The organism is Microseira wollei NIES-4236 (assembly GCF_020521235.1).
Lineage (GTDB): Bacteria > Cyanobacteriota > Cyanobacteriia > Cyanobacteriales > Aerosakkonemataceae > Microseira > Microseira wollei.
In genome coordinates, this window is sequence record NZ_BLAY01000039.1 from 36366 (window position 1) to 62551 (window position 26186).

At 45.2% G+C, this 26186-nt stretch carries 26 protein-coding genes; 17 read left to right on the forward strand and 9 right to left on the reverse strand.

Annotated elements, in window-relative coordinates; all coding sequences use genetic code 11:
• Positions 1–9: 9 nt before the first annotated feature.
• Positions 10–3573 carry a WD40 domain-containing protein gene (locus MiSe_RS14745; protein ID WP_226580714.1) on the reverse strand — a complete coding sequence of 1188 codons (3564 nt, stop codon included), beginning with the start codon at positions 3571–3573 and terminating at the stop codon, positions 10–12.
• Between the two features lie 68 nt (positions 3574–3641).
• Entirely contained in the window at positions 3642–5522 is a 1881-nt protein-coding gene (locus MiSe_RS14750) for an AAA-like domain-containing protein (protein ID WP_226580717.1), read from the reverse strand.
• 566 nt (positions 5523–6088) lie between these two features.
• Between MiSe_RS14750 and MiSe_RS14755 the strand changes: the two genes are divergently transcribed.
• The 3 genes from MiSe_RS14755 to MiSe_RS14765 all read left to right on the forward strand — a co-directional run bounded on the left by MiSe_RS14755 (position 6089) and on the right by MiSe_RS14765 (position 8616).
• Positions 6089–6571: a response regulator gene (locus tag MiSe_RS14755; protein ID WP_226580720.1), complete on the forward strand. Its 483-nt coding sequence runs from the start codon at positions 6089–6091 to the stop codon at positions 6569–6571.
• 361 nt (positions 6572–6932) lie between these two features.
• Entirely contained in the window at positions 6933–7691 is a 759-nt protein-coding gene (locus MiSe_RS14760) for a class I SAM-dependent methyltransferase (RefSeq protein ID WP_226580724.1), read from the forward strand.
• Between the two features lie 94 nt (positions 7692–7785).
• On the forward strand, positions 7786–8616 hold the full coding sequence (locus MiSe_RS14765) for a WecB/TagA/CpsF family glycosyltransferase (RefSeq protein ID WP_226580727.1): 831 nt from the start codon (positions 7786–7788) through the stop codon (positions 8614–8616).
• Between the two features lie 178 nt (positions 8617–8794).
• Here the strand turns inward: MiSe_RS14765 and purB (MiSe_RS14770) are convergent, their stop codons facing one another.
• Positions 8795–10072: an adenylosuccinate lyase gene (purB, locus tag MiSe_RS14770; RefSeq protein WP_507770138.1), complete on the reverse strand. Its 1278-nt coding sequence runs from the start codon at positions 10070–10072 to the stop codon at positions 8795–8797.
• A 132-nt stretch (positions 10073–10204) separates the two neighbouring features.
• On the opposite strand from purB (MiSe_RS14770), the gene MiSe_RS14775 reads away from it, so the two are divergent.
• The 4 genes from MiSe_RS14775 (at position 10205) to MiSe_RS14790 (ending at position 12574) form a co-directional block, all read left to right on the forward strand.
• Positions 10205–10981, forward strand: a complete 777-nt coding sequence (locus tag MiSe_RS14775) for an SDR family oxidoreductase (RefSeq protein WP_226580734.1) — start codon at positions 10205–10207, stop codon at positions 10979–10981.
• A gap of 134 nt (positions 10982–11115) precedes the next feature.
• A complete protein-coding gene (locus tag MiSe_RS14780; RefSeq protein ID WP_226580788.1) occupies positions 11116–11649 on the forward strand; it encodes a DUF1349 domain-containing protein in 534 nt (177 codons plus the stop codon).
• Positions 11650–11783: 134 nt separating this feature from the next.
• Positions 11784–12419 carry a hypothetical protein gene (locus MiSe_RS14785; RefSeq protein WP_226580737.1) on the forward strand — a complete coding sequence of 212 codons (636 nt, stop codon included), beginning with the start codon at positions 11784–11786 and terminating at the stop codon, positions 12417–12419.
• Positions 12416–12574: a hypothetical protein gene (locus MiSe_RS14790; protein ID WP_226580740.1), complete on the forward strand. Its 159-nt coding sequence runs from the start codon at positions 12416–12418 to the stop codon at positions 12572–12574. The genes MiSe_RS14785 and MiSe_RS14790 overlap by 4 nt, the downstream gene beginning before the upstream one ends.
• On the opposite strand, the gene MiSe_RS14795 is transcribed toward MiSe_RS14790, so the two are convergent.
• On the reverse strand, positions 12536–13750 hold the full coding sequence (locus MiSe_RS14795) for an RNA-guided endonuclease InsQ/TnpB family protein (protein ID WP_226580743.1): 1215 nt from the start codon (positions 13748–13750) through the stop codon (positions 12536–12538). The genes MiSe_RS14790 and MiSe_RS14795 overlap by 39 nt on opposite strands.
• A 134-nt stretch (positions 13751–13884) precedes the next feature.
• Between MiSe_RS14795 and MiSe_RS14800 the strand changes: the two genes are divergently transcribed.
• From MiSe_RS14800 to MiSe_RS14815, 4 genes are all read left to right on the forward strand, one after another.
• Positions 13885–14799: a zinc-binding dehydrogenase gene (locus MiSe_RS14800; RefSeq protein WP_226580748.1), complete on the forward strand. Its 915-nt coding sequence runs from the start codon at positions 13885–13887 to the stop codon at positions 14797–14799.
• An 11-nt stretch (positions 14800–14810) separates the two neighbouring features.
• Entirely contained in the window at positions 14811–15476 is a 666-nt protein-coding gene (hxpB, locus tag MiSe_RS14805; RefSeq protein ID WP_226580751.1) for a hexitol phosphatase HxpB, read from the forward strand.
• A gap of 256 nt (positions 15477–15732) precedes the next feature.
• Positions 15733–16881 (forward strand): MFS transporter, encoded by a 1149-nt coding sequence (locus MiSe_RS14810; RefSeq protein ID WP_226580753.1) that lies wholly within the window; start codon positions 15733–15735, stop codon positions 16879–16881.
• Positions 16882–16927: 46 nt separating this feature from the next.
• Positions 16928–17758, forward strand: coding sequence for a sugar phosphate isomerase/epimerase family protein (locus MiSe_RS14815; protein ID WP_226580757.1), 831 nt, complete (start codon positions 16928–16930; stop codon positions 17756–17758).
• Positions 17759–18144: 386 nt separating this feature from the next.
• Here MiSe_RS14815 and purB (MiSe_RS14820) read toward each other — a convergent pair whose 3' ends face one another.
• Positions 18145–19440, reverse strand: a complete 1296-nt coding sequence (gene purB / locus MiSe_RS14820; RefSeq protein ID WP_226580760.1) for an adenylosuccinate lyase — start codon at positions 19438–19440, stop codon at positions 18145–18147.
• A gap of 788 nt (positions 19441–20228) precedes the next feature.
• Between purB (MiSe_RS14820) and MiSe_RS14825 the strand changes: the two genes are divergently transcribed.
• Genes MiSe_RS14825 through MiSe_RS14840 form a run of 4 tightly spaced genes read left to right on the forward strand, consistent with a single transcriptional unit; the run spans position 20229 to position 21885 of the window.
• Entirely contained in the window at positions 20229–20669 is a 441-nt protein-coding gene (locus MiSe_RS14825; RefSeq protein ID WP_226580762.1) for a helix-turn-helix domain-containing protein, read from the forward strand.
• Between the two features lie 19 nt (positions 20670–20688).
• Positions 20689–20847, forward strand: a complete 159-nt coding sequence (locus tag MiSe_RS14830) for a hypothetical protein (RefSeq protein ID WP_226580766.1) — start codon at positions 20689–20691, stop codon at positions 20845–20847.
• A 7-nt stretch (positions 20848–20854) separates the two neighbouring features.
• Complete coding sequence (locus MiSe_RS14835) at positions 20855–21430, forward strand: hypothetical protein (RefSeq protein WP_226580769.1); 576 nt, start codon at positions 20855–20857, stop codon at positions 21428–21430.
• On the forward strand, positions 21430–21885 hold the full coding sequence (locus tag MiSe_RS14840; protein WP_226580772.1) for a pepsin/retropepsin-like aspartic protease family protein: 456 nt from the start codon (positions 21430–21432) through the stop codon (positions 21883–21885). Before MiSe_RS14835 ends, MiSe_RS14840 begins: the two co-directional genes overlap by 1 nt.
• Before the next feature lie 23 nt (positions 21886–21908).
• Here the strand turns inward: MiSe_RS14840 and MiSe_RS14845 are convergent, their stop codons facing one another.
• The 4 genes from MiSe_RS14845 to MiSe_RS14860 form a co-directional block, all read right to left on the reverse strand.
• The gene (locus MiSe_RS14845) at positions 21909–22559 is read right to left on the reverse strand and encodes a Uma2 family endonuclease (RefSeq protein ID WP_226580774.1); all 651 of its coding nucleotides are present in this window, start codon (positions 22557–22559) and stop codon (positions 21909–21911) included.
• 83 nt (positions 22560–22642) lie between these two features.
• Positions 22643–23005: a DUF5615 family PIN-like protein gene (locus tag MiSe_RS14850; protein ID WP_226580790.1), complete on the reverse strand. Its 363-nt coding sequence runs from the start codon at positions 23003–23005 to the stop codon at positions 22643–22645.
• Between the two features lie 9 nt (positions 23006–23014).
• Complete coding sequence (locus tag MiSe_RS14855) at positions 23015–23239, reverse strand: DUF433 domain-containing protein (RefSeq protein ID WP_226580777.1); 225 nt, start codon at positions 23237–23239, stop codon at positions 23015–23017.
• Between the two features lie 144 nt (positions 23240–23383).
• Positions 23384–24916 carry a YifB family Mg chelatase-like AAA ATPase gene (locus MiSe_RS14860; protein WP_226580779.1) on the reverse strand — a complete coding sequence of 511 codons (1533 nt, stop codon included), beginning with the start codon at positions 24914–24916 and terminating at the stop codon, positions 23384–23386.
• A gap of 168 nt (positions 24917–25084) precedes the next feature.
• Here MiSe_RS14860 and MiSe_RS14865 point away from each other — a divergent pair, with 168 nt between their 5' ends.
• Both MiSe_RS14865 and MiSe_RS14870 read left to right on the forward strand, forming a co-directional pair.
• Positions 25085–25435 (forward strand): histidine triad nucleotide-binding protein, encoded by a 351-nt coding sequence (locus tag MiSe_RS14865; RefSeq protein WP_226580781.1) that lies wholly within the window; start codon positions 25085–25087, stop codon positions 25433–25435.
• A 315-nt stretch (positions 25436–25750) separates the two neighbouring features.
• Positions 25751–26186, forward strand: a 436-nt coding sequence (locus MiSe_RS14870; protein ID WP_507770137.1) for a photosynthetic reaction center family protein, incomplete at its 3' end; no start/stop codon positions are given.

Below are 26186 nucleotides of genomic sequence, written 5' to 3' on the forward strand. Positions count from 1 at the left end.
AAAGTTTGGCTAATTTTTGATGCGATCGCACAAATAGCTCGCCGCGCGATCTCTCTGTTTAACTTCTGCATTCGTTCGCAAATAATCCCGCACCCAATTGCAAGCGTATGCCATTTCATCGAGATGGAGAATTTGCTGCAAATTCCAGACAAAGACGCTGGGTTCATCGCTCGCTGACACCAGATACTTCCCATCAGGACTAAACTTAACATCCCAAACACCCCCCTGTCCTAACAGAGTAATCAACTCAGTACCATCGAGCTGCCACAATTTAACTGTATTATCCAAACTGCCAGAAGCTAGCATCTTCCCATCAGGACTAAACTCAACCGTAGGCGCTTGGATTTTATGACCCTTGAGAGTCCGCACTAAAGTGCCATCAGGTCGCCACAGTTTGATGGTACTATCCATACTTGAGGTAGCAATGAGTTGACCATCGGGACTAATTGACAAACCCCAAACTGCATTATTATGTGCTTTGATGCGGTGTAACAAAGTTCCATTTCGTTGCCAAAGAATGAGATTGCCATCTTCACTAACTGAGGCAAGCTGATTGCCATCTGGGGTAAAACAAACTTGATAAACTCTGGCACTATGTCCTTTGAAGGTGGTAATTAACTTTCCGTCCAATTGCCAAAGTTTAATTGTATTATCATCGCTGGTGGAAGCGATCGCCTGACCATCAGGACTGAAAGCTAAACGCCAAACTGGAGCGCTATGTCCTGTAAAAGTTTTAACTAACGTGCCATCGGTGCGCCACAGTTTCACAGTTTTGTCCGCACTGGCGGAAGCGATGAATTTACGATCGGGACTGAAGGCAACACCTCGCACTGTAGATTTATGTCCTTTGAGAGTTAACAGCAGATTTCCTTGAGGATCGAACAGTTTAATTGTTTTCTCTCGACCTGCCAAAGCGATCGGATTTCCATCGGGTGCATAAGCAATGTTCCACACTTGTGCCTTAATCGGATTGAGAGGTTTGACTAATTTTTGCTCTAGGCGCCAAAGTTTGACGGTATTATCCATACTGGCGGTAGCGATAATATCACCATCGGGACTAAAAGTTACATTCCAAATACTACTCTCATGTCCTTGAAATGTTTTGATTAACGTGCCGTCAGATTGCCAAAGTTTGACGGTTTGATCGGCGCCGACGGAAGCGATTTGCTTGCCATTGGGACTGAAAACAACTCTTTCGACTTGACCTTTATGTCCTTGCAGGGTGTTAACTAAAGTCCCGTCTAATTTCCAGAGTTTAACCGTACCATCGTCATTGGATGAGGCGAGGAGATTGCCTTGGGGACTAAAGGCAACTCCTCTGACCAGCAGACTATTAGCCTTGATGGTTCGTACTAGGATACCATCCGGTTGCCACAGCCGAATCGTATCATCAAAACCGGCGGAAGCAATCAGATTTCCCTGGAAACTGAAGGCAACCCCCCAAACAGTGGTTTGATGACCTTTCAAGGTAGCCACTAAAGTGCCATTTAGCTGCCATACTTTCAGGGTATTATCATCGCTAGCCGAGACTATTCTATTACCTTGGGGACTAAACGCCACATCCCAAACAGCCGCCCGATGAGCTTGCCAACTTTTAACTAATCTGCCATCTCGTCGCCAAAGTTTAACCGTACCATCTAAATTTGCTGAGGCAATTAGAGAACCATCCGGACTGAATTTGACTCGATAAACTGTGGCGTTATGAGTTAGGCTTTTGAGTAAAGTTCCGTCCCGTTTCCATAGTTTAACCGTTCTATCATTACTCGATGTTGCTATTATCTTACCATCCGGACTGAAGGCAACTCCTAACACGCCACCTTGATGTCCCAGTAAGCGGTTAAACTCATCGGCACCGTAAATTGCTTGTCGCAATATCGCGTCAACTTCTGCTGCGATTTGTGTGTTGACTGTGCCTAGATTTTGCAGTTGGCGCTTAGCTTTCATCGCTTCGATCAGTGCATCCAAGCGGCGCTGGGAGTCAAAACTGCCGTGAGACGATGAAGCTAATGCTTGAATTTCACTCAGTGCTGCTTTGCGGTACTGTAAAAATGCCATCACCCCGAATCCGGCAGTAATCCCTAAGGCTAAACTGCCAACACCCAGCAATATCCGCTGCAATTTAGCAGTTTTTTGCTCTTGTGCCAGTCTTTTTTGTTCCTCTATCAGTTGCGCTTCAATTGCCTTTGCTCGTTCTGCCTCTAGCGTCTTTTGCACTTCTTGGCGTTCCCATTCTTGGCTTTTGGCTAAGAACTGATAATCCTCATTGCTCAATTTACGAGATGCTGACCACTCCAGCGCCTCTCGTAATGCTTTGCCTCGCAACAGTCGCGAATCATCTTCACCCGCAGAAGCTAGCCAAGCACTTAGCATGGGGGCATAGGGACGCAGTTTTTCTAACTGCTTGCCTACCCAATTGAGATTGAATACAGCTTGATAAATGGGGTTGCGAATCTGAAGAAAACCCTCATGCTTTACTACCAATCCCGATAGCAGCAATTCGATTTTTGCGGCACTGTCATCAGCGGCGATGCCGATTTCCCCAGCTTCACAGGCAAGCAGAATTTGCTGATAAAGTCCTAACAGATGCCCTGCATGTTGCTGGTTTTTGAGGAGGCGTTCGCGGATGGTTTTTAAATGCTCTGGTTCATCTTTACTTTCCCAGTTTTCGATGATGTGCGCTCGCACTAATTCCTCCACCCAAAGTGCCTCTGTTCCTGGAGAAATTTCCCCAACTTCCTCGCCCCTACCTCGACAAGAATTAACAACGATCTGGCAAAGCTTTTGCGTCAGAAATGGCTGTCCGCCAGTCCAGTATAAGATTTGCTGCAAAACCGCCACAGGCTGGCTAGCATCGCCGAATGCGTTATTATCTATAGGGCTGTGGGGTAATAGAGATTCAACTAATCCCGGCAACAGAGGCATCGCTTCCTCTATATCAAACCCCTTGAGTTCAATCGCCCGTCCGATATTAAATGGGGTGCGGTTTTTGTCCGCAATTAAATCTGCGGGTGTAGCAACTCCCAACAGCGCAAAAGTAAGGCGCTCATAGGCTGAGTTTTCCGCCCGTTTGTTGTAACAAGCGCGAATCAGGGCAAAAAAATCATCCATCGGGAAGTTTAAACCCAGGACGCTATCGATTTCATCCATAAAAATGACGATATTTTGCTCAATTTCACCCAGCAACACCGTTTCCAGAAATTCGCTCAAGCGGTTGACTAAGGAAAGATGATTGCGATCGCGCCACCACGTTCGCACGTTCACCTTGAGGCGAAAACTGTGGGCTAAAAAAGCCACCAACGAGGCATACCACTGTTCTGGCGTCACCTGTTGGCTACCAATTAATGTCAAATCGATCGACTCGCAGCGAATCCCTATCTGACGCAAGCGGTGCATCGTTTGCACCCTCAAACTCGACTTGCCCATCTGTCGCGAATTGAGGACGTAGCAAAACTCACTGTTTTTCAGCGATCGGTACAACTCCTCATCTGCCTGACGCCTTACATAACTAGGGGCGTTGAGCGGTAAACTTCCACCAACCTTATATTCGTAAGAGTTCCTTTGTCCAGTCAGCATTTCAGAAGACAACTTAGGTAGTTATAGCGCTAATTGCTAATCGCTAATGGCTGGTATAGTAACGCACCTTACGTTGGCACTTGCAAGTTATTGAATTCAAAATCCAGCTCAATTTGATACAGCCATATCGGTTGTTCAATTCCCTCAAATTCCTGTTCCCCCAAGTCGAGCAATTCCAGGGGAAGATAAGGTTTGACCGCTTCATAAACTGCGTGGGAAATACAAATCCCTCCAGAGGGAGCTTCCCCTTGCAAGCGCTCCGCAATCTTGACCCCAGTTCCGGTAATATCGCTGCAATTGAAAATCACCTCTCCTATATGAATACCAATGCGATGAATTAGCACGGGTTCTTTCGCGAGTTCCGCCGCCTGATTGAATGTCCGTTGAATCTCTCGGGCGCATTTTACTGCATTGGTCGCATTCGGAAAGTAGATCGCTAACCCAGTTTCAATCGATTTAATTACCTGACCTTCAAACTGCATAGATAGCTGGGAGATCAACTCTAAGTCTTGATAAAGTTGATTCTGCGTTCGTTCTGAATCGGCTTTTACCAGCGCCGCAAAATTGACCGCATCGGTGACAACAATCGTGGCGAAGCGACTTTCTTCGATGGCGTTCAACTGGGATCTGCTGAAGCATTCTCGAAAATACTGACGATACAAATCGCAGCTGGGGACGAATCCCCGATCTTGTTCCCGCACCAGTCCCATACTTTGCAATTTAAACCCCTGCACCGGATCCAATTCCAGCGGATTGGGTGACAGCACCACTCGCGTCAGCGCCTTCATCAGTTCTGGATAATGTTTGAGATTCCACAAGATTCCTCGCAGATAATTGCTATAAATTCCGGTTTCTGCAACTGCGGTTTTTAATAACTGTTCCAGCGTCATCTCTTCACAGCTAATGCCATGGAGTGCCACCTGCACTAAATAAGGATTCCCCCCAATCAAACCCATTAAACTTTCTACTTCCTCCCGCTGCCAATTCAATTGGTACAGACTGGCTAAATAAAGCACCTGTTCGCTGGTAAACTCTGGCAGATCAATCGATAACCCCACATTAAAAGGCGATTGATTGAGATTGAGCGGGATATAAACTTCGGTAGAATGTACCACTATTAACCGCAGTTTTTGCCAAACATCGCTACCCGAATCGCCATACTTGCTCTTTTCATACCAAGCTCGCAGCAAGCCGAAAAAATCGGTGGCAATTTCCGGGTAATTAAACACTACGTCCAGTTCATCTAATGCCAAAACCAGCGGACTTTCAATGTTTGCCAACAAATAATTCTCGAAGTAATCCGTACAGTTGTAATTAGCGCCAAAAATCTCATCCCAATAGTCAGCAATTTGATTGGGGAGTCCCAAACTTCGAGTCACAATCGCACAAAACCACTGGAGAAAGCGATTTAAATCGGTAAAAACCGTAGCATCCGCCAGTTGGAAGCTTAAAGTCACTGTTTTGAGATTTTTCGCTCTCGCTTGCTGGAGAATCCTCGCCATCAGAGAGGTTTTACCCATCTGTTTGGGTGCTTTGATCCGAATTAACGCCCCAGGTTGCAAAATAGTTTCGTCACACAGCGGTTCGATCGGGGGACGCTCTACATAAAAAGGGGAATTGAGCGGTACTTGACCTTTGAGCAAGATTTTTGGCGGACTCTCTAGACTTTCAGGGGAAAGTTTGCTACAATCCATCTCATTCAAATTTAAATTAAACGCGGCAAAATAATATTCCAGACTTTGCCGATCTACTGCAATTTTGCGGTTGTGTATTCTGACGAGGGTATTGGTACTCAAAGAAGTGCGAGCGCTCAATTGTTCCAAAGTGTAGGGGTTACGAGAATTTTCTTCAATTTCTGACTGCCGCTTTGCTGCTTGCAAGCGCTGCCAACCTTGAGGAGTTAGGATAACACCTCGCTTACGCTTTGGTGGCTGATCTGCTGGGGACACCAAAATAAAGCCTCCCAAGTGCTATAGTTGGGTTTTCTAATCGTTAGCCCTACAAGGCAAGCATGTTGGTCTCAACTTTTTAACCAACAATTTTATTGCTTCTACAATAACAGTTTACCCTTGGCCTCTGTCCCAGGATAGAAAAAATGCCAAGACTTACGCAAAGAAACCGGGTTTCTGTGAGTCTAGGTCGAAACCCGGTTGCTGGCCTTTTAAATCTAAAAAAAATCTAAATTTTTGTCAAGTAAAGCTTAATTTGCACAAATTTTACACAAATCCTGGCTAAGCATCCGACAAACTTGAGGATTATGTCTGCGGGTGCAAGTATTGGAACTCAAGCAAGTGCGATCGCATCGCTCTATAGAGAGAAATAATCTTAAGTTGCGTGCTTAACTTGCGATCTTGAGTTGCACGAGTCTGGCATTTGGATGGAAACTATTTATACAGCCATCAGAAAAGCATCTACGCATTTTTCAGATCGATTCCAGCCAAGTTGGAGACGCAAATGACTCCCTGTACTCTCTGGGGTTATGTCAGTAGCAAATGTAACCAGTGCTTAATCAAACATGAAGGAAAATTTAGTCAGCGTAACTGGAAGCACGCTGTTAATTATTGATGACCGTCCACATAACCTGCTCTTTTTATCCACATTACTGATAAAACAAGGTTATAAACTTCGCAAGGCATTAACTGGAGCAACGGCAATCAAAACCGTACAAACAAAGCTACCAGATTTAATTTTGCTCAAGATGTATCTGCGAGATATGAGTGGTTATGAAGTCTGTGCTGCTCTGAAAGCAAATCCAGGGACTTGCTCAATTCCAATCATTTTCATGGATGTTCCTACTCAGTTCGATGATGTTGTCAAAATTTTTTCTGTAGGCGCAGCCGATTATATCACTGAACCCCTTAAGGTCGAAGAGGTTTTAGTTCGGGTTAATTATCAGCTGACCATCAAAAAATTGCCAACTCAACTGGCTAAAAAAAATGCCAAATTGAGACAAGAAATTCTCGCCCGAAAACGAGCCGAATATTCGCTAAAAAAATAAACAAATCTTTGTCTAGGTCGGAAGCAATTTTACAACAGGGGCAAGTATAGGAATATATCTGCCCAGTGCTGCAACCAGACTTATGGGATGCGATCCCGTTTTTAATGTAAAGAAATATTAATTTCGGCAAAGCAGCGCTTAATTTCCACAAAGTTTACACAAATATTTGCTTAAGTAGCAGACAAACTTGAGGATGTTGTATGGGGTTAAAAGTATGGGAAGTAAAACAATTGCGCTCGCATCTATCTAATTTAAGTGGCGTGCTTAATTGACGATGTTGAGTTGTACGCTCTTGGTAATTGATAAAAACTAAAAAATCTAATCATCAGGGTGATTTGAAAAATATTCACAGAGGTACTTCATGTTAATAACTCAGCAACTAGATCGGTCACTGTATTCTCAAATTGAACTTCACGAACAGATTTATTCTGCCTTAGACATTGAACTGTCCAAAATGTGTCAGCGGATGTTTGTCCGTTACTTGCAGCGCGTTCCTTCCTCCATCTTGGATATTCGATGCGGTCTGGGTCGGGAACTGAATGCTTTGTCCCGCATCTGTCCAAACTGTGTGGGTATCGACGATAGACTGCAAATTGTTCGCTCTGCTCAGTTTAGATATCCAAACTTGACGTTTAAAGTAGGCGATACAAGTTCGTTCCGCTTGCAGCAGCGCTTCGATGGGATCTTATCCTTAAGATGGGCAATCAATTATGCACTGACCAATCGGGATCTTGATCGGAGGTTACAGACCTATGCCGACCACGCAAAAACGGGAACCTTGCTGATCCTAGAAGCTTTGAATGGTGACGGTTATATGCCTGAAAACAGGTTGAATAAAAAGCCATTGAAGAGCGTTTCAGAAAGATTTTATGGGGAAGCAATCGCCAAGTCTATTTTCCGACAGCGCCAACATTTTCTGGATCGCCAGCGAATTTGGAACCTTCCGGGAGAAAAACCGATAGAAGATTACTGTAGATATCGTTTGTTTTCCTCTAAGGAATTGGAACTTCTTCTAGCCAAAAATGGTTTCCAGGTCGTCGGAATGTTTGATAATCGGGATTTGGACTACAGCGATCTTTGGGGTACTGAGCTATACGTTGCAGCTATTTTTCAAGGCTAACCATCAATGGCGTAAATATTGAAAAATAGCTCTTTCAAGTTACCTGAATGGAATCGAATTCGTCAATAATTTTTCCCATGGAGGAGCAAGAATCATGAACAAGGTTAATATACTCAATGTATCTATCGACAACATCTCGAAACAAGAGTTGCTAGAAAAACTGACTCAGCCGGGTGTAATTTTAATAACACCCAATGTATATCATTTGATTAAACTCCAAAAAGATCGAGAGTTTTATCAGATTTACCAACTATGTAATTATCGTGTTTGTGATAGTCAGATTATATTTTGGGCTTCAAAATTTTTGGGTTCTCCCCTCAAAGAAAAGATTTCCGGATCTGATTTTCTTGCTGATTTTTATTATTTTTTAAAAAATAATAAATCAACTAGAATTTTTTTGTTGGGAGCCGCTGAAGGAATCGCGAAAAAAGCTGGGGAAAGAATCAATCAAAAGGTAGGCAGGGAAATAGTTGTTGGTGCGTATTCTCCCTCTTTTGGTTTTGAAAAAAATGAAAGTGAATGCCAAAAAATAGTTGGTTTGATCGAGGAATCGGGAGCCACAGTTCTGGCAATAGGTGTAGGATGTCCTAAACAAGAAAAATGGATTTTTAAATACAAAGACCAGTTAAAAAATATCAAAATATTTTTAGCAATTGGTGCAACCATTGACTTTGAAGCTGGTGCCAAACCACGAGCGCCTAAATGGGTGAGTCAGGTAGGACTAGAGTGGTTGTATCGACTTCTGTCTGAACCAAAGCGTTTGTGGAAAAGATATTTAGTAGACGATCTCCCCTTCTTCTGGTTGCTTATTAAGCAAAAGCTCAACTTATACCAAGATCCTTTTGCAGTAAGAGCGGTTGAGGTAAGACCTTTGAACGAGTTTCATACATGGGTGAAATTAATCGATCAGGTTTTAAATAAGTAGACATTGCTAATTGCTAATTGCTAATTGCTTTTTTCCTGACATTAGCCATTAGCCGCTTCGCGATCGCATCGGTAGGGACGGGTTTTGATCGGATATCTGTAGGAGGCAAATTTTATTGGTAAAACCTGCCCCTACAACAACTCTAACCGGACATGAGATAGGTAAAGCCTACCCCGACTCAGATACTCAGGCGCTGATACACCCAATCCAAATGTTTCAAATGGTGCTGCGGAGCGAAGCAAGCTTCTATTTCTTCTGGCGATAATACCTGGGTAACGCGACTATCTTTTGCAATCAAATCGTGGAAATTACCATCGGGTTTATTCCAAGCTTGATGCGCGCAAGATTGTACGATTGCATACGCTTCTTCGCGACTTATTCCCTTTTCTACCAAGGTTAATAACACCCGCTGACTGAATACAACGCCGCCGTAAACGTTCATATTTCGTTCCATGTTTTCCGGATAAACTAATAGGTGTTTCACCGAATCAGTAAGATCCACTAACATGAAGTGCATTAAGATACAAGCGTCGGGTAAAATGACCCGTTCTACAGAACTGTGAGAGATATCTCTTTCGTGCCAAAGCGCAACATTTTCGATCGCAGCAACTGCGTGTCCGCGGATAATTCTTGCCATTCCCGTCAGTCGTTCCGAACGAATCGGGTTGCGTTTGTGGGGCATGGCGGAAGAGCCTTTTTGTCCTTTGGAGAAGAATTCTTCGACTTCTAAAACATCTGTGCGTTGTAGGTTGCGAATTTCCACCGCAAAGCGTTCGATTGAAGCAGCAACTAATGCTAAAGTTTGGACAAAATCGGCGTGGCGATCGCGCGATACTACTTGAGTAGATGCAGTATCAGGTTGAAGTCCCAGTTTTTGACAAGTGAGTGCTTCGACACGCGGTTCGATATTGGCATAAGTTCCCACCGCACCGGATATTTTACCAACGGCGATATCGTGGCGGAGGCGCACCAAGCGATCGCGGTGACGCAATACTTCTGCCAGCCATCCTGCTAGTTTAAACCCAAAGGTGATCGGTTCGGCGTGGATACCATGCGATCGCCCGATCATCACCGTATTCCGATGCTGTTGCGCTTGGTAGCGAATCGCTTGGATTAAATCTTCCAACCGTTCCAACAATACATTTACACTCGCTACCAATTGCAGCGCCAACGCCGTATCCAGCACATCCGAACTCGTTAACCCCAAATGGATATAACGTCCCGCATCGCCGACATATTCGTTGACGTTGGTTAAAAAGGCGATCATATCGTGGCGGACTTCTGCTTCAATTTCCAGCACCCGCTGGGGGTCAAAATTCGCCTTCGCCTTAATTTCCTCGACTGCTTGGGCGGGGATATAACCCAGTTCCGCTTGCGCCTCGCAAACGGCTATTTCTACCTTTTCGTTCCAAGAACCCAACCTACAACCTTTATGCTCTGAGCTTCTCACAATGATTTAGAAATTTTTATTATCACTTCAACTATGGGAGAGCCAAAAATGCTGTGCAAGTGTGCTAAATATATGTTTTAATTTTGTAGGTCACAAAAAACATGACATGAGCGCCAAACCTAGGAGGATATTTTTAAAATGGAAAGACTGGTAGGTAAAGTAGCTTTGATAACTGGTGGTAGCTCCGGGATTGGTAGGGCTACGGCACTGGCTTTTGCCAAAGAAGGAGCTAAAGTTGTCGTTGCCAGTCGGCGAACCCTAGAGGGTGAAGAAACCGCACAGTTGATTAAAGATATAGGCGGTGAAGCTTTTTTCGTTAAAACCGACGTTTCAAAAGCGGTAGAAGTTGAGGCATTGGTTAACAAAACCGTGGCAACTTATGGTAGTCTAGATATCGCCTTCAACAATGCAGGTATTGAGGGACCAATAAAAACGCTCGTTGAGCAGACTGAGGAGGAATTTGATTCCATCATTGACATTAATCTTAAAGGGTTGTGGTTGTCGATGAAATATGAAATCTTAGAGATGCTTAAGCTTGGTGGTGGTACTATTGTTAATACTTCTTCGATATCTGGACTGGTTGGTATGCCTGCTTCCTCTATTTATGCTGCCAGCAAGCATGGTGTTTTAGGAATGACGAAATCAGCAGCATTGGAGTATGCTAAATCCGGCATCCGAATCAATGCAGTGTCTCCTGGCTCGATCGAAACTGCAATGCTAAACCGTTTCCTCAGCAGTAACCCCTTCCTTGGCAATAGCGATGAAGCCAAAGGACAAATGATAGCAAAGCATCCATTGGGGCGGATCGGTGAGCCGGAAGAAGTTGCCGAAGCAGTCGTGTGGCTATGTTCAGACGGGGCTTCGTTTGTTACTGGACAATCCTTGACAGTTGATGGCGGCTATACCATACAGTAAAAAATCACCTTACTGGCTTATCTACTTTACCGCTACCGAGCGGGTATATTGTGTTGGAAATTGTGTAGAAAAAACACATGGTTTGGTAAATGAAAAGTAATGAACAAGAAATTATCTCTAGGAAGACAACTGTGATGAACTGGCACAATGAGCCTCTGATCTGGGACTCTCAAAATGAGACCATTAAAATTACCTCAACTCACAAGACAGATTTCTGGCGCCAGACCCACTACGACTTCATCAGCGATAATGCACACTTCTATTACAAACAAGTCACGGGTGATTTTATTGCTGAGGTGAAAATTAGTGGTCAGTATCAGGAGCAATACGACCAGGCAGGATTGATGGTGCGTTTGGATGAAGCCAATTGGCTGAAGTGTGGGATTGAACTTATTGATGGCGTGCTGGAAGTTATTGTTGTAGTTACCCACGATTACTCAGACGCATCTTTTGTCTCTATACCACAAAACCTCTCTTCGATTTGGATGCGTGTGATTCGACAGGGGTCAGCCTTGCAGGTACTCTACTCTCTAGAGGGGGAGAAATACACCCTGCTCAGATTGGCCCATCTGACATCAATTGAGACTGTGAGTGTGGGGGTTATGTGTGCCTCCCCAACTGGTCAGGGCTTCCCAACGACGTTTGAAGGATTCAAAGTCGAAAACTAAACAGAGTTCTTCAAGGTTTTACCGCGAATTACAAGGAATTGACCGAGCATTAGTAACTCGGAGCAAAATTGTTGGCTAGTTAGTAGAAATAGTCAGGTTAGAAACAAGAGAAAGTATTTTGGAGGGAGAAGGAGTTGTTGAACATAAACACAGAATTGATAAGTGAAGCAAGTACGGAAATGCTCTTGGGGAAAGGAGTTGATTCACAAGCGGTAAGATCTGGTGACAACCTAAAGACACTACCAAAAGCAAGCGTTGAGGAGCTGCGGAAAATCGATCGGGAATGTCTTTCCTGGGGAGATACTGTTCACTATCAAGAGAACCCCATCTTCGTCAGTAGTTGTCAGGGAGGGTTAGTTTTCGACAACGATGCCAACACCTACATTGATACAGGAATGTGGCATTCAAGTTGTAACTTCGGCTATCGAAATCCAGAGATCGAATCAGAGCGTCATCGCTTTGTCTACAGCGTTGATGGCTTGGGACTGCTCCTGAATATGGTTTTTGCGGATGAAAGGGGTGTACCGTATCGCAATTCTGCCCAACTGGCAGCGGCGATCGCCCAAGACAACGACTTTACATGGCTTGGCAAGACTTGGCGAATGATCCTGCAAACAGGGGGATATGACCTTAACGTCCTGAAGTTCGCCCCCTATCTCGACATCAGCTACGAGGAAATTGACCGTACCATTGGGGTTCTCGATCAGGTGCTGCAAAAGCTCGGTCGGATGCTTTCAACCGAATCTGTACCTGAAGGAGGTGTCAATTGAAAGCCGCAGTTCTATACGGAGTTAATCAGATAGAAATCCGTGAAGTCAGCACGCCAACAAATGTCCAGGATGGAGAATTGACATCCTCCCCGCCGTGGAACGGACGGGGATTCCTACTAGAACAAGCTGAATTGCTCGTACTTTTGGTGGGTTGACGTTTCACAGGATGCTGCTACTTTAATAGTAGTCTTATGCCTTCCTCCGCGTCCGTTTTTAGTCTCGGAATGCCCTGACGCGACTTTTAAAATATTGGTGGCGGCGTTAATGTCTCGGTCGTGAGTTGTCCCACAAAATAGACAAGTCCACTCCCTGACATCAAGTTCTTTTTTACCACCTTTTTCACCACAACAAGAGCAGGTTTGAGAGGTAGCTTCCCAACGGCTAATTATCCGTAAATCTCGCCCATACATGGCGGCTTTAGCCTCTAACATAGTCCGAAAACTGCGCCAGCCTAAATCGGAAATAGCACGAGCTAATTTACGGTTTTTCAGCATCCCGCTGACGTTTAAATCTTCTAAAGCTATTGTTTGATTCTCGCGAATAACTTTAGTTGATAATTTATGCAGAAAGTCGGTTCTGGTATCAGATATTTTAGCGTGCAGCCTTGCTATATTTCTCCTAGCCACCTCGCGCCGTTTACTTCCTTTCTGTTTTCTAGACAAATGCCTTTGAAGTTTTCTTAATCGATGGAGCTTTTTCTTAAGTGGCTTGGGTGCTTTAACTTTGTCGCCATTGTTGAAAGTGGCAAATTCGATGATTCCTAAATCAATTCCAATCGCTTGGTCATTGGATTGTAACTTCTGGGGAAACACCTCCACCACGCAACTCAAGAAATATCTATCAGCAGCATCTTTGAGTACTGTAACGCTTGAAGGTTCATCAGGTAATGCCCGACTCCATTCAACTTTAATCAACCCGATCTTAGCTAAATAGACATGATGTTGTTTTATTTTAAAGCCGCCTGCTCTAAACTTTGCTGCTTGTGTTGATTTTCTCTTTTTGAATTTAGGCGGTTTAACTTTTTTCCCTTGGCGCTTACCAGTGCAAGAATTAAAAAAGTTTTTGTACGCCTGTCCTAAATCGCGGATAGATTGCTGCAAGGGAATATTAGAAACCTCTGACAACCACTGTCTTTCCTGAGTCTGCTTTGCTTGAGTAATAAATTGTTTTTGCAGGAAAGATTCTCCTTTGTATTTCTCTCCTTGGCGATAGGCTGCTTGACAAAAAGCTAACGCATCGTTCCACACGACTCTCACGCAACCGAACAGTTTAGCCAGTGCGATTTTTTGAGAGTCTGTTGGATAAATTCGGTAACGATAGCGTAATTTCATCTGACAATTATAGCATCTTTCATTCCAATCATTGTATTCTGCTTCTGTTAAGTGCCAGTTTTCTAGAAGATGGCGCCAATTGAATATTTTAAGTTGATTCTCTTGGCTCGAAAGCCGCCCTATAAGGGCGGGGCTTGAAACCCATTTTTTTGGTCATTGCCGATGTGGAATTTGTTGGAGTATGCAAGACAGACCAACAGTTGACAATGGCGGGCTTAGATGAAGAGCGCATCTTGGGTCATGAGGTAGTTTGTCGGCTACCTCAGGAAAAAGGTTATTTTGCCCTGAATAACGAGATTTCCTGTGGTCAATGCACCTATTGCCAAGAGCAACTTACCAGTCACTGCCTCAATTTGCAGGAACTCGGTGTCAACCAGGACGGTGGATATGCCCAGAAAATTCGCGCACCCAGGAAGTCCTTGCATCCCTTTGAATTGGACAATCCAGCATTGGGGGTTCTGATCGAGCCTCTAAGTTGTGCGGTGAGGGGAGCTGGTCGCATTCTGGCTGCTACCAATCTGTTGTCGGTATCCCGACCAAAAACCCTGATTATCGGTGGAGGACTTTCTGGTGTTCTGATTTCCTACCTGCTAACTCATTCCCCCAACTTCGATGGGGAAATCTACCTGTACGACATCACTAAAGCGTCGCTTCCTTGGGTAGATAGATTGGGAATTCAACGGGTCGAGGTGCCAGAACCCGATCGGGCGCACTTAATCGTCGAGTGTTCGGGTTCGCCAGATGGTCTTGCCACTGCCCTGCGTCTGGTAAGGAAGGCTGGTATAGTATGCATTTATGGTGTTCCCAAGCAAGGGATTTCCTTACCAGTATCCCCACACGAGCTATTTATGCGGGAAATTACTGTGATCTCATCCTTTGCAGGTGCCACAGACCAGACTATGGAGGCAGCGATCGCTTACATTAAACGCGACGAAAAATTTTTTGAGCAACTGCTGGGTCGGATGATACCTCTAGAGAAGCTTCCAACCGAACTAACCGCCTGGAGTCCCCAACCAGGTACGCGCACCGTTGTGGAGATGAACGCTTGAGGAAAGTTGTCATGCTGGACGTAGCTGCGATCTTTGATATGGACGGTGTATTAATAGACAGCGAACCGCTATGGTGCAGAGCGGAAATAGAGGTATTCAACAACCTAGGAGTGCCGCTTACACAGAGCATGTGTTCTCAAACAATGGGCTTGCGTACCGATGAAGTCGTTAGTTATTGGTACGCACGGTTCCCTTGGACAGGTGTTAACCAGTCCGCAGTTGCCGAACGCATCCTCAATCGGGTTGGCGAACTTGTGGCGACAGAGGGGAAGCCAATGCCCGGTGCAGTCGAAGCCGTACAACTTTGTCGGAGGATGCAGTTACCCCTGGCGTTAGCAACTTCATCGCCCATGTCTTTAGTCCACTTGGTACTCAAGAGGCTAGGTTTGCAAGACGCATTCGATGTTTTAAATTCGGCGGAAACCGAGGAATTTGGCAAACCCCATCCAGCAGTTTATTTGACGACTGCACGTCTTCTTGGCGTACATCCAAGCAAATGTGTTGCGGTTGAAGATTCTATTCGTGGGATGATGAGTGCCAAAAATGCGGGTATGCGATGTATCGTAATTCCAGCAGCAGAGGAACGAGAGAATCCTGAATTTGCAGCCGCAGATATTGTGCTGGATTCACTGGAAGCGATTGATCGAGCGTGGCTAGAGCGTGTGATCAACTCATGATATTCAGCATAATTGCTTATTGACTTTGTTCGCGCTATCTTAACCTGTTATATCATGTCCTGAGGTATCGGTAGTGTATGGATGGCTAATTGCTAATTGCTAATTGCAAGCTTGTCAATTGCCTCCAGAGCAGCCATTAGCGATTAGCTATTAGCAGTTACACAACCGTTGCTACTGGACATGATATTACCCATGAAAGGAGGAATGAAAGGAGGAGATGTTTGAAGAGCGGCTGAATGAACAGATACAAAAGGAAGTGCCAAGTGCTGCTCGCCTTGCTGTAGCAGCACTGTTTTACATTCAGGGTGCAGTGTTTGCCAACTGGGTTGCACGCATCCCAACTGTACAACAGAAACTTGAGTTGAGTAATGGTGAGCTCGGACGTGTGTTACTGGGTATGGCGATTGGTGCGGTAGTAACTATGCCAGCAACGGGGTGGTTACTTGCTCGCTTTGACAGCCGCTTGGTAACCACAATAGCAGTGCTGGGCTACTGCATGGTGCTGCCCCTACTAGCGTTAGCTCCTAATGAACCAATACTGGAAGTGTCATTAGTGCTATTCGGAGCTTTTAACGGAGCCACCGATGTCAGCATCAACAGCCAAGGCGTTGATGTCGAGAAACGTTACGGCAGACCGATCATGTCGTCATTTCACGGTATGTTCAGTGTGGGCGGTATGAGTTGTGCAGCTGGCAGTGGTTGGTTGGCCTATTTAGGGGTTGATCCCGTTCTACACTTGCTCGGCGCTGGAATCTTGCTGGGAATAGTTGCGATCGCAGCATCAAATTGGTTATTGTCAGCCGATATTAAAACCGATAGCCATGAAGAGCCAGTTTTTGCTCCACCGACGGGATTACTCCTGGGGTTGGCGGTAGTGGCGTTTTGTGGTCTGCTGGGAGAAGGTGCGATGGCTGACTGGAGCGCGATCTATCTCCAGAATACACTTAACACTGGACCTGGACTGGCTGCTGCTGGATACGCAGTCTTTTCAATGACGATGGCCGTGGGTCGCTTCCTAGGAGATTGGCTCACCCAACATCTGGGTCCAGTATGGATGATACGCCTCGGCAGTATTGTGGCTGGTGGTGGATTGGCGTTGTCTTTAGTAATTGCCCAGCCTGTTACAGCGCTCATCGGCTTCGCCTGCGTTGGTATGGGCTTAGCCTCCATTGGTCCGATTGTGCTGAGTGCGGCAGGACTCACTCCAGGAATAGCCCCCGGTCTTGCCCTCGCGGCAATAACAACTGCAGGCTACTTTGGATTTCTGTGCGGTCCACCCCTGATCGGGTTCGCTGCCGATTTGATTGACCTCCGAGGTGCTTTAGGTATTATCGTCATCCTAAACGCAATAATTACAGTACTAGCCAAAACTGTCCTTCGTGCTGCCCCATCGGAAAATAGTTAGTCCTAAAGTCAAAGATACATTGTACTGAGTAGTGTACAGGTACGTGATGTCAAATACTAATAACAACCAAGTTAAATTTGCCTGTGCTGCATGGGGTTATAGAGAGTTAGAAATCCCACAATACTTCCGTTTAGCAGCTAATTTAGGTATAGAGTCAGTAGAGGTTAATGTAGATCCTACAACACCTAAACATCTGCTTGATAGTTGCAGTGACGAGGAAGTAGATCGGGTTGCAAGTTGGGCTGAAGAGATTGGTGTGCGCGTAGTCTGCATAGCAGCCAATAACGACTTCACGTTGATGGATAAATCAGATTTGTCAGAGCAGATTCAGAAAGTTCAACGTTTTGTGGACATAGCCAAGCGGTTGAAAGCAGAGGTAGTGAGAATTTTTACTGGTGATAGTGTAAGTGAGAATATTTCCTCAGAAGTTTTTAACCGCCTCCATTACGCCTTCAACCTTGTAGGAGATTACGCCCAAGAACATGGAATTAAGCTAGCTATAGAAAATCATGGAGGGCTTACAGTCAATGGTCAACAGACAGCAAAGATCATGGAAGGTATAAAAAGCCCTGCAGTTGGTGTAAATTTTGATCCAGCAAACTTCTTGAAAGAAGGTGTCGATCCCTTAATGGCGCTACGCTATATCTTGCCGTGGGTGAACTACAGCCATTGGAAAGATGTTCGATGGAGCAACGGTGGCACAGAGTACTGTGCCTTTGGCGAGGGAGAAATCGTTTGGAAGCCAATTCTCAAGGAGCTTCTAGACTCTGGTTATCAAGGGTATTGGACTATCGAATACGAAACAGTTGAAGATGTCCAGCGTGGAACGGGAGATAGCCTTGTCTGTCTTCGTAGGATGTTGCAAGAAGTTTCCTGAGTTTGAGGATCAGCAGCTGCATGGGCACAAAAAGCGCTGCTGTCGAGATTAGAAAAAGCACAATCAGCTTTGGCGCAGTTAAATCAACCAAAACGGGGGAAAAAGCGCCTCACCAAGGTTGAGTTTTGATTAATTAAAATTTAATATACAGCTTTTTTTGAGCAGGCATCAATATGGCTTGATGTAAATTTATTGGCGTCTATTTACTGTTAAGAGCGATTTCCCCATCCACAGCAAGTGTTTGATTACCGGAGGCAGATAGTTTTTCGTTTAGGAAAAACTATCTGCCTCCAATAAAGGGTTCCTAGAGTCCAATTTCTCTAACTCCCTCCCAAATGAGCGAACCGTAAGTAACTGGATATGATATAGGTAAAGCCTACCCCGACTCAGATACTCAGACGCTGATACACCTGCTCTAAATGTTTCAAATGGTGCTGGGGAGCGAAGCAAGCTTCTATTTCTTCTGGCGATAATACCTGGGTAACGCGACTATCTTTTGCAATCAAATCGTGGAAATTACCATCGGGTTTATTCCAAGCTTGATGCGCGCAAGATTGTACAATTGCATATGCTTCTTCGCGACTTATTCCCTTTTCTACCAAGGTTAATAACACCCGCTGACTGAATACAACGCCGCCGTAAACGTTCATATTCCGCGCCATGTTTTCGGGATAAACTAACAGGTGTTTCACCAGATCGGTAATCTCCACTAACATGAAGTGGGTTAAGATACAGGCGTCGGGAAAGATTACCCGTTCCACGGAACTGTGAGAGATGTCTCTTTCGTGCCAAAGCGCGACATTTTCGATCGCAGCAACTGCGTGTCCGCGGATAATTCTTGCCATCCCCGTCAGTCGTTCCGAACGAATCGGGTTGCGTTTGTGGGGCATGGCGGAAGAGCCTTTTTGTCCTTTGGAGAAATATTCTTCAACTTCTAAAACATCTGTGCGTTGCAAGTTGCGAATTTCCACCGCAAAGCGTTCGATTGAAGCAGCAACTAATGCTAAAGTTTGGACAAAATCGGCGTGAATATCCCGCGAGACTACCTGTGTAGATGCGTTATCGGGTTGGAGTCCGAGTTTTTGACAAGCAAGTGCTTCTACATGGGGTTCAATATTGGCATAAGTTCCCACCGCACCGGAGATTTTACCAACGGCGATATCTTGGCGGAGTCGCACCAAGCGATCGCGGTGACGCAATACTTCTGCCAGCCATCCTGCTAGTTTAAACCCAAAGGTGATCGGTTCGGCGTGGATACCATGCGATCGCCCGATCATCACCGTATTCCGATGCTGTTGCGCTTGGTAGCGAATCGCTTGGATTAAATCTTCCAACCGTTCCAACAATACATTTACACTCGCTACCAATTGCAGCGCCAACGCCGTATCCAGCACATCCGAACTCGTTAACCCCAAATGGATATAACGTCCCGCATCGCCGACATATTCGTTGACGTTGGTTAAAAAGGCGATCATATCGTGGCGGACTTCTGCTTCAATTTCCAGCACCCGCTGGGGGTCAAAATTCGCCTTCGCCTTAATTTCCTCAACCGCCTCAGCGGGGATATAACCCAGTTCCGCTTGCGCCTCGCAAACGGCTATTTCTACCTGGAGCCAAGTCTTAAGTTTATAGGTTTCCGTCCACAGATTGCCCATTTCAGGCAACGTATATCGCTCGATCACGTAAATCTCCTGAGAGCATGGAAGCCCTGTCTCTTTAGAGCAGGGAGGAAATGCGATACAAGCGGCCCCGGCCGCCGTGAGAAGAATGTTGTTTGATGCTGCGTGAGCCTTGGGGTTACTAGATTCGGGGTGCTTTTGTCATGCACTTTCAACGGGACAATTACCGTTTCAAATCGTTCGCCCTGTACGCATCGCAGCAGGATCTCCCATTTCTGGGGTAATGTGTTCCTCGCCCATGTTTTTAAGGCAAGTTCTGCTTGCAGCACGTCCTTACCCCTCGTAAAGATGTTTAACCACAAACGACAGAGCTAAAGACTGGAAAGCATCTATAGGTGTCATGACCCTAAAAACGTAGTCAGTTAAGACTGAGGCTGGTCAGCTACCTAAAGGTCTGAGGCATGAAGCCCCGTCTCTTTAGAGCGGGGTGCTGACAGTCCGCCACAGAGTGCAACCGTCTTATTTTACAACTTAAGGCTGGGCGACCTATTGATCGCAGTTGACATTCGCCGCGATCGCCCAAAGCTTTTCGGATCTTTCGTTTGTTGCGAATGTTGCATTTATTCTAAACGAGTGTTATGCTCTAGATACAGGAAGCTGTATCTAGAGCAAGGTTCGCAAAAGCTGTATAAAAGCCTAAAATTGTCAATTCGCTAGGTTTTCATAAGTCAGTGGTATTAATATTCCACTGTCTTGATTCAGCTTGTGCAGTTTTTTGTCATGCTAGGAGAAGGTTTTCTATAGAAAACCTTCTCCTAGCACCTAGATCATCACATCATCATGCTGGCATTATGTTGAAGCAAAAATTACCATTAGAATCAATTATTCAGCCACAAGAAACAGAATTGATTGCCCAATTGGAGCGAGTACTGAGTTTGGAAGGTTCTCAGGGGAAACTTGTAGGCATTAATGGAGAAGAGGTTTTAATTCCTGAGTCTGTTTACACCGTACTGCGTCAAGTCGTTCGTGCAATGGCATCAGGTCAAGCTATTACCTTAGTGCCTCATAATCGCGAACTGACAACCCAGGAAGCAGCTGATATTCTGAACGTGTCAAGACCCTTTCTGATCAAGTTACTAGAGCAGGGAGAAATTCCTCACATCAAAGTAGGAAAACATCGGCGCATTCGTTTCCAAGATTTAATGGCATACAAGGAACAGCGGGATAATAAGCGCAGTAAACTGTTGGATAGCTTAATCCAGATGAGCCAGGAAGCAGGATTCTACGAGTAGGAGCGATTCAACTGATAAAATGGCTGAGTTTCCTGTTCTCTTAGACTCCTGTGTTATGTTCCCCATGTACCTGCGCGATACCCTACTGTCTGCTGCTGAGGCTGGACTTTATACCCGATATTGGTCGCAGGAAATCCTTGATGGTGCAACTCGTTTTATGAATAGTGTAATTTTATGAAGCAAATATGAATACTCAAGAACTATTGCAACAGGTAAAGTTTATTGTAGACGCCGAGGGAAAGCGATCGGGTGTCTTTCTCAGTATGGAAGTTTGGGAGAAACTATTTACCCTTGTTCAAAACCTGGAAAACGATGAAAAAGTTCCTCAAAAGCTAAAAACCCAGGAAGAGATTATCCCTTGGGAACAATTTCAAATTGAATTGGCAGCAAGAGGTTTACCCACAACTTACAATTCACCCGAAGATTTTATCAATGCGATTAAATCTGATTTTGAGCGCGGTGGTTTACATATAGCACGTCAACTAGCTTTTCGAGCCGTTGAACTTTATCCTGAAAATGAACAAATCCAGTATTACGCTCATGTTCTCGCACCTCCCAAAGTTACTGTTGTTCCGAGTAACCCTGAGCGGCGTAAAATGGTTGCAGCTAATCAAGATTGGTTAAGAGAAAATAGACTTAAGTATCTGAATCGTTGGGTAGCAGTTCGCAACGGTGACTTGTTAGCCGATGCAGCTTCTCTTGACGAATTAGTGGCTCAGATAGATGATACAAAGGATACTTTAATTACTGTACTTTATTAATGGTTCTGTTTTTTGACAATGGCAATCCTTTTGCTACAGGTGCTACTCGTTATCAGTATCGTCCAGCTACCCAAGGTGAAAGCACTAATCGCATTTTTCTCCAAGTAGATGTAGCTGGAAATATTATAGAAGCTGTCGTTGATACAGGCGCGCCTTATGTAATATTAGCGCCTTGGATTGCTCAACTTGCAGGGCTTAATCCGGCTTTTGCTCTTGCTAGGGATAGAATGCTAATTAGAGGAATGTGGCTGGATGGAAATATTTATCGATTGAATCTAAAGCTGGTCGCAGAGTTAGGTGATGACTTGGAGGTACAAGCAACTATTTTTGTACCCGATAGAGAAGAATTATGGGGAAATTTTCCTTCTTTTATCGGCTTGGGTGGTTTTTTAGAAAGAATCCGTTTTGCTTTCGATCCCGCAACCGATACTTTTTACTTTGGTTCTCTGACGTAGCGATCGCATTTACTTTGCTGCTGCTAATTACCAAGTGCCTGTATTTGATTAATTAACCAAGCGTATAGCTGACTTCTACCAGTTTGACGACTCCGTTGTAAAGCTTCTTCCAGCAAACTAAAGGGTAAATTCGGTAGAACTTGAGACTGAAATATCTGCTTGCTACCACCATCAGCAACAGCAAAAGCAATCAACAAGCATCGGCGCACGTTTACTACCCAATATTCAGCGACTCCTAATCGTTCGTAGAGCATTCGCTTGCTACCAATATCATCTGAAAGCGAAGTTTTGGCAATTTCAATGACGAGATCGGGAGGCGGGTAAACATCCAAATCAACCACAGATGTATCGGGCGGAATAATTTCAGCATTGTCGCCGATATAGAAAGCTAAATCTGGTTGAGCTTCCGCTTCATTAGCTTGACGAAAAGTACAGTTAGTCAAAGCACTCATAGGAATGGCTCTGAAGCCGCCGAGCAATTGGACAGCAAATCCAATCGTGGAGTTATCGTAGGAGTGGTCGTAGCCTTGAGGAGTCATTTCAATTCGCAAGTGTCCGTTATAATAATAACATTTGGCGTTTTCTAATTGCGGATCGCCAGTAACTTGTATGTACTCATCCCAAGTCGCCGTTACCCATTCGTCGGTTGCTAATTTTGTTTGTGTGTAACTCATAAGTTACCACCAGTACCACCAGTCATTGACAAATTTATTCTCATTGTAGCTGCAATCTTAGGTAAACTCCAGCCCACCTCATCTCATATCGGCAACTTTCGCACGCGGATAGCTGTTTCGCTGACAGTAATAATAGCGCCTAATTCCAATTCGTTGGCCAACTGTGGTAGCACTTCTGCTAATATTTGATTCACCATTTCTGGTCTTTCATCGTTGAGGCGCAACAAAATGATACTGGGCGATAGTTCACCGCTCATGACGATGAGCGAATCAATGCCAAAATCTCTGGTTAAGATAATACGCTCTTCTTCGCGAGCCTGGATGACAATTTCTTCATCGGTTAAATGCTGCCAACCTTTTTCTACTAAACGAATGGCGTCGTGTCCTTGCAATCGCAACCACTTAACGGTGCGGGGAGAAATCCCCATATTCGCTAAAAATCTCATCAAATTTGCTCACCCTCTCGGATAAACTTGTTCTTTAGCTAACCAAGCCGCATATTCAAGACATTGTTGAATATCTGCCGGTTCAAGTTCGGGATAATCTGCTATAATATCGTCAATTGATTTGCCATGTGCTAGCAAATTTAAAACCAAAGAAACGGTAATTCGCATTCCCCGAATGCAGGCTTGTCCAGCCATGATGTTGCGGTCAAAAGTAATGCGGTCAAATCCTAACATTTGTCTATCTCCTAATTTACCTAAATTAACTCAAGTTGCTGGCTAATGGCTAATGGCTAATGGAAAGATATTAGTGTGAAGCTCTCTCTCTTTCCCAATTAGCAATTAGCAATTAGCAATTAGCAATTAGCAAATCGCGTTAAATTACTGCATTCGATCGATAGTGCGATACTGAATTGCCTCGGCAACGTGGTGGGGTTTAATAGTATCATCACCAGCGAGATCGGCAATTGTTAGAGAGACTTTTAAGACGCGATCGCTCGCCCTAGCCGAAAGTCCTAATTTCCTAATTGCTGCTTCTAATAACATCCGAGAAGCATCATCTAACTGACACCATTTTTGTAAGTGATGGCTTTGCATTTGGGCATTACAGCGCACAGCAGGTTCATCTTTAAATCGCAATCTGGCGCGATTTCTTGCTGCTTGTACTCTCTGCCGCACGGGTGCAGATGGCTCGCCTTGTGGTTGTTGAGTAATTTCCTCGGCTTTTAAACGATTAACAGCAACTTGTAAATCTATTCTATCCATCAAAGGGCCAGAAAGTTTCGCCCAATATTGCTCGCGTTTATTAGTAGTACAAGTACAAGGTTGAATCGGATCGCCAAAATAACCGCAAGCACAGGGATTAGTACTTGCTACTAAGGTAAACTGAGCGGGGAAGCTAACAGATTGTTTGGTGCGAGAAATAGTAACAAAACCATCTTCTAATGGCTGACGTAAAAATTCTAAAACATCGCGTTTAAACTCTGTAAGCTCATCCATAAAAAGAATACCTTGATGGGCTAAAGAAATTTCACCTGGACGGGGGAAACTACCACCGCCGACGAGAGAAGGACCAGAGGCGGAATGGTGAGGACTGCGGAACGGGCGATCGCTTACCAAAGTTCCTCTATTTTTAAGTAAACCAGCAACCGAGTAAATTTGCGTCACTTCCAAAGCTTCTTCAAACGTCAGAGGCGGTAAAATTCCAGGTAAGCGTCTGGCTAACATTGTTTTACCGCTACCTGGAGGCCCGACAAAAATTAAATTATGTCCGCCAGCAGCGGCAATTTCTAAAGCACGTCTGGCGTGTGTTTGCCCTTTCACATCTTTTAAATCTGGCGCAGTAAACGGAATCTTAGCCAATTCTTTGATACCATCGAATTGCACTGGCTGGTAACGTTCTGGCTGGTTCAAAAAATTAGCCACATCTTCCAAATGTTTGAATCCGTAAACAGCTAAACCCTTGACTACAGCAGCTTCTTGTGCATTGTCCGCCGGAACCACTAATCCCACAATTCCCATGGGTTTGGCAGCAGCAGCAATAGGCAAGACGCCAGCAACAGGACGAAGGGTGCCGTCGAGGGAAACCTCACCCAGGAATAAATAATCCCCCAATAATTGAGCGCTCACTTGTTCCGATGCTGCCAGAATGCCTACGCTGATAGGTAAATCAAAACTTGGCCCTTCTTTGCGTAAATCGGCAGGAGTTAAATTAACGACAATTTTACGTAAGGGAAAGGCGTATCCAGAATTTTTTAGCATCGCCTTTACCCGTTCTCGTGACTCTTGAATTGCTACATCCGGGAGTCCTAAAACAACAATTCCCGGCAGACCTCCCGCCGATACATCAACTTCCACCCCTACTTTAACCGCGTCGATACCGACGATGGTTGCACTCCAAACTCTGGCTAGCATGGCATTCTCGATGACTTGGTTTGTTTTTAGGGTTCCCGCGAAGTCTCTCCCACCAACACAGGACTTACGCCAAGAATACGCAAAGAAACCGGGTTTCTTTTCTCGTCGTGCGTAAGTCCTGAAGCAGCCCAACAGGTAGAATGCTGCTAGCCGAATTCATCATCCAGCATGACTCAAGCCAAAGAAACGATTTTCAGCAAAATCATCCGTCGGGAAGTTCCCGCTGACATTGTCTATGAGGACGACCTCGCCCTTGCCTTCAAAGACGTTAATCCCCAAGCGCCTGTTCACATCCTCGTTGTTCCCAAACAGCCGATTGCCCAAATATCCGATGCCGAATCTCAAGACCACGCCCTGATGGGACACCTACTGTTGACCGCAAAGCGCGTCGCCCAGCAAGTCGGACTCGATAACGGCTATCGCATCGTCATTAATAATGGCTCAGATGGCGGACAAACCGTATACCACCTGCACCTGCACATTCTCGGCGGACGGCAGATGAAATGGCCTCCCGGTTAGGTGGGCAGGTGAGCAGGGGAATAGAGGAGATGGGGAGATGGGGAGCAGGTGAGCAGGGGAGATGGGGAGAATGTACATTCAAATTCCCCTCTGCCTCCCCGCCGTCGTGCCTCCCCGCCGTCGTGCCTCCCCGCCGTCGTGCCCTCTGCCCAAGAGAATGATAAGCTGCGCTAATACAAAATCTCAACAGCAACTATCAAAAATAAATGCAACAGATATTTACAAAACATTACAAGTGGTTTAATCTAGAAACAACGGTAGAGATTCCACTACCGCGAACCTTGAAAAATAAATCATTCCAGCAATCATACACTCATGACCACAACCTTACAGCGCAGCACTAATGCTAACGCTTGGGATCGGTTCTGCGAGTGGATCACCAGCACCGACAACCGCCTTTATGTAGGCTGGTTCGGCGTTCTGATGATTCCTACTCTGTTAACCGCTACCATCTGCTACATCATCGCCTTCGTAGCAGCTCCTCCAGTTGACATCGACGGCATCCGCGAACCCGTTGCCGGTTCCTTGCTCTACGGAAACAACATCATCTCTGGTGCTGTTGTTCCTTCCAGCAACGCTATCGGTCTTCACTTCTACCCCATTTGGGAAGCAGCTTCTCTCGATGAGTGGCTGTACAACGGTGGCCCATACCAGCTGGTAATTTTCCACTTCCTGATCGGTGTATTCTGCTACATGGGTCGTCAGTGGGAACTATCTTACCGCTTAGGTATGCGTCCTTGGATCTGCGTCG